Here is a 3,274-nt window from a genome sequence, read left to right on the forward strand (position 1 = left end):
ACACGTTCTGCCTGAGCTTCCGGGACGTCGAACTGATGCTGGCCGAACGCGGCATTGAGGTTACCTACGAGACGATCCGGCGCTGGTGCCGGAAGTTCGCCCAGACCTTCGCCAACCGGCTGCGGCGACGCCGGCCGAGACCCGGCGACCGCTGGCATTTGGATGAGGTGTTCATCCCGATCAACGGCGTCCAGCAGTACCTCTGGCGCGCGGTCGACCAGGACGGCGTGGTGCTCGATGTCCTGGTGCAGAGCCGGCGCAACACCAAGGCAGCCAAACGCTTCTTCAAGACGCTGCTGAAGGGCCTGCGGTATGTGCCGGGGGTCGTGGTGACCGACAAGCTCGGAAGTTATGGAGCTGCCAAGCGCCAGATCATCCCGCACGTCGAACATCGCCAAAGCCGCTACCTGAACAACCGGGCGGAGAATTCGCATCAGCCGACCCGCCAGCGCGAACGGCGCATGAAGCGGTTCAAGTCGCCCCGCCAGGCCCAGCAGTTCCTGTCCGCCCACGGCCCCATTCACCAGCACAGCCATCCCCACCGGCATCTCATGACCGCCGCCGAGTACCGCGCCTACCGCACCAACGCGTTCGAGGTCTGGAAGCAGGAGACGTGCGTCCGAAGGGCCGCATGAAAGGCTGACTTACGGCCTTTCGACGTCTTCTCACGTCCGATCCAAGTTAACGTGACAATGCCATCAGGACTGTTTCGATCGCTGTCTCTGAGTAGCGCGCCTGACCGCCTGGCGTCGTACGCGGCGGCGCCCTCCAGGCCGCGAGCTCCTCGTCGCTGACCTACAGCGTCAGGCTGCCCCGCCGCCGGAGTCCGGCTTCATAGGCCGACCAGTTCGTCACCCTGAACTTCATCTTCGGAATATGATGGCGCCGGGCGTCATTGTGTTTGTTCGGCATGCGGGACGATCAGACCATCAGGCTACGGGCAGGATCGCCGTTCTACACGACGGCCCCCGTTCCGCCAACACGCCCGACCCCGCCTCCGTGCACCAACACCATCTCGCGCGGCTCGCGGCGGAAAAGTGGCGTGCCAAGCCACCTTTCCAAACTCTGCACCTGCCGGCTCACGGCCCCCGGCGTGACAGAAAGTTCTTCCGCGGCCTTGCGGATGCTCCTGAGCCGGCCTGCCGCCTCGAAAGCGCGCAGCGGGTTGAGGGGTAGAAGACGCTCCATGCCTCAAGGATTGATCCAATGTTGTCTTTCGGTCAACGAGGAAGTGCGAAGAATTCATACAGGTGGATAGGGCCTAGCCCCCTGCTCCCGCTCCAGTTCTTCCACCTGCTGACGCGTCAGGCCGATATCGTCCAGCAGATGGTCGTGGAGCCTGCTCAGTTCATCGTTGACGCTGCTCTTCCGCCTTCTCCTCGTCACTTCCTCCAGAAAGTGCGCCATTCTCTTAGCCGTTGCGGCCAGTGAGTCGTATGTGACGCCGGCGTCCATGGGACCCTCCCTGTGACTGTTCAGGACCTTAGGATCGGCTCGTACTAGCGTTCTCACAAACGAATAGTTATGATCGCTGTCATGAAGCAAACCGAACGCTCACGGATCGACAGCGATCTGCTCCAGACTTTTCTGATCGTGGCTGAAGCTCGCAACATAACTCGGGCTGCCGACAGGCTCGGGCGAACGCAGTCAGCCATCAGCGTGCAGATTCACAAACTCGAGGATGTGCTTTCCGCCAAGCTGTTTCATCGGGAAGCGCGAGGTATGACGCTGACGGAGGCCGGTGAGGCCCTGCTACCGGCGGCGAGACGGGCGCTCGGTGAGATTGATCGAATCGGTGACCTTTTCGCCAAGCCTCTTCTCGGCAGCGTCCGGGTCGGCATTCCGGAGGATTATGGGACAAGCGTACTCGAAAAGGTTCTAGCCACCTTTGCGGCTCGCCACCCTGGGGTGCAAGTCGTCGTCCGTTGCGGGTTCAGCGGACGGTTTCCCGATGCGGTCGAGCGCGGAGAACTCGACCTTGCCGTTCATGCGGCCGATCCCAACGATCGCGTCGGCAGGCTGCTCCTGACCGAGCAGACGATATGGGCGGCGCATCCGGATTTGAAGCTCGATCCGGCCAGACCGGTGCCGCTGGCGCTGTTCGATCGCGACTGCTGGTGGCGAGCTTCGGCCATCGCGGCCCTTGAACGGATCGGCCGTCCGTACCGCATCGCTTATACCAGCGAGAGCATTTCCGGAGTGAAGGCTGCAATTTCCGCCGGACTGGCCGTGGGCGTTCTGGCCGAAAGCACCCTAGAACCTTCAATGCGCGTCCTGAGGGAAAGCGACCGCTTTCCCTCGCTGCCGCCATCGTCCCTGATTCTTCGGCGGCACGAAGAGACCACCGAAGCGTCGGTCGCCATGGAGGCGGCGATCTGCACGGCCTTCGGCACGATTTGAGTTGCAGGCTGGTCTGGCGCCTGGATGGGGCGGTTGTTCTGTAGTCCTTAGTCATTTTGCCGACCAGTCTCACGGTGCTTCGGGCGTCACCATAACGACGGACGGGAAGTACGTGCGGTAGCGCTTGGCGTCGCGCGTCAGCAGCGGCAGACCGAGAACAGCGGCATGGGCGCCGATGAAAAAATCCGGGAGCACGCCCATGCGGGAGCCTCCCGCCGCCCGGTAGCGACGGAATGCCTTTCCAGCCAGGAAAAGGGCCTCGCGCGGGATCTCCTCCAACGTGATTCCGGCTTCATTGAGCAGATCATCGAGTTCCTCGATCCGTTCGAAGCCGACGGACAACTCGGCGTAGACGACGTCATTGATGACCAACGGCCCCTTGACAGCAGCGGCATCCAGGTGCCGGACGGACCATGCCGCCCATACCGGATCGTCCGTGGCGAGATCGAGGAGCACGTTGGTGTCGATCAAGGTCACAGGCGGTCAATCCTCGCCGCGCGTCAACGCCATGATCTGGTCCGTGGTCAGGCCCATGGTGGCCCGCCCTCGCAGGCGCTCGAACCGGCTTTTCGGCGGCGCCGTCCGGTCTGCTCTGCTCAATATGACGCGCCCGTCCTGCCCGATCTCGAATTCGACCGCGCTGCCGGGGCCGATTCCCAATCGGTCGCGGATCGGCTTGGGAATGGTGACCTGTCCCTTCGTGGTGAGCGTCGTGGCCATGGCCGCCTCGGTAATACCCTTGGAACTGTTAGTATTACTTATCGCCTCCGCCTGGATTGCGCAAGGGACGATGCAGGCATCAGTCTCCTATCAGCGTGAGGGACTGCCGAGCGATTGGGGGTACGGTGGCGAGCAGAGTATGACCGGCCGAGTT

General features: G+C 62.7%; 6 protein-coding genes and 1 pseudogene. 2 read left to right on the plus strand and 5 right to left on the minus strand.

Going from position 1 to position 3,274, the window contains the following annotated elements; genetic code table 11:
- A partial coding sequence (locus AC5JJ6_RS05455) for an IS6 family transposase (protein ID WP_496041070.1) occupies nucleotides 1-635 on the plus strand: 635 nt, incomplete at its 5' end.
- 64 nt (nucleotides 636-699) lie between these two features.
- Here AC5JJ6_RS05455 and AC5JJ6_RS05460 read toward each other — a convergent pair.
- The 3 genes and pseudogenes from AC5JJ6_RS05460 to AC5JJ6_RS05470 form a co-directional block, all read right to left on the minus strand.
- Nucleotides 700-912, minus strand: a pseudogene (locus tag AC5JJ6_RS05460) (IS5/IS1182 family transposase); the annotation flags it as partial.
- Between the two features lie 42 nt (nucleotides 913-954).
- The gene (locus AC5JJ6_RS05465; RefSeq protein WP_496041071.1) at nucleotides 955-1,188 is read right to left on the minus strand and encodes a LysR family transcriptional regulator; all 234 of its coding nucleotides are present in this window, start codon (nucleotides 1,186-1,188) and stop codon (nucleotides 955-957) included.
- Nucleotides 1,189-1,242: 54 nt separating this feature from the next.
- The gene (locus AC5JJ6_RS05470) at nucleotides 1,243-1,455 is read right to left on the minus strand and encodes a YjiS-like domain-containing protein (RefSeq protein WP_496041072.1); all 213 of its coding nucleotides are present in this window, start codon (nucleotides 1,453-1,455) and stop codon (nucleotides 1,243-1,245) included.
- A gap of 81 nt (nucleotides 1,456-1,536) precedes the next feature.
- Here AC5JJ6_RS05470 and AC5JJ6_RS05475 point away from each other — a divergent pair, with 81 nt between their 5' ends.
- On the plus strand, nucleotides 1,537-2,400 hold the full coding sequence (locus AC5JJ6_RS05475; protein ID WP_496041073.1) for a LysR family transcriptional regulator: 864 nt from the start codon (nucleotides 1,537-1,539) through the stop codon (nucleotides 2,398-2,400).
- Between the two features lie 69 nt (nucleotides 2,401-2,469).
- Here the strand turns inward: AC5JJ6_RS05475 and AC5JJ6_RS05480 are convergent, their stop codons facing one another.
- The gene (locus tag AC5JJ6_RS05480; protein ID WP_496041074.1) at nucleotides 2,470-2,877 is read right to left on the minus strand and encodes a type II toxin-antitoxin system VapC family toxin; all 408 of its coding nucleotides are present in this window, start codon (nucleotides 2,875-2,877) and stop codon (nucleotides 2,470-2,472) included.
- 6 nt (nucleotides 2,878-2,883) lie between these two features.
- The gene (locus tag AC5JJ6_RS05485) at nucleotides 2,884-3,120 is read right to left on the minus strand and encodes an AbrB/MazE/SpoVT family DNA-binding domain-containing protein (protein WP_496041075.1); all 237 of its coding nucleotides are present in this window, start codon (nucleotides 3,118-3,120) and stop codon (nucleotides 2,884-2,886) included.
- Nucleotides 3,121-3,274: the final 154 nt, after the last annotated feature.

Source organism: Skermanella sp., assembly GCF_059503625.1.

Bases quoted from the DNA above. Each gene is read 5' to 3' on its own strand.
- AC5JJ6_RS05485 (WP_496041075.1), bottom strand. From the start codon at position 3,120: ATGGCCACGACGCTCACCACGAAGGGACAGGTCACCATTCCCAAGCCG.
- AC5JJ6_RS05465 (WP_496041071.1), bottom strand. From the start codon at position 1,188: ATGGAGCGTCTTCTACCCCTCAACCCGCTGCGCGCTTTCGAGGCGGCA.
- AC5JJ6_RS05475 (WP_496041073.1), top strand. From the start codon at position 1,537: ATGAAGCAAACCGAACGCTCACGGATCGACAGCGATCTGCTCCAGACT.
- AC5JJ6_RS05470 (WP_496041072.1), bottom strand. From the start codon at position 1,455: ATGGACGCCGGCGTCACATACGACTCACTGGCCGCAACGGCTAAGAGA.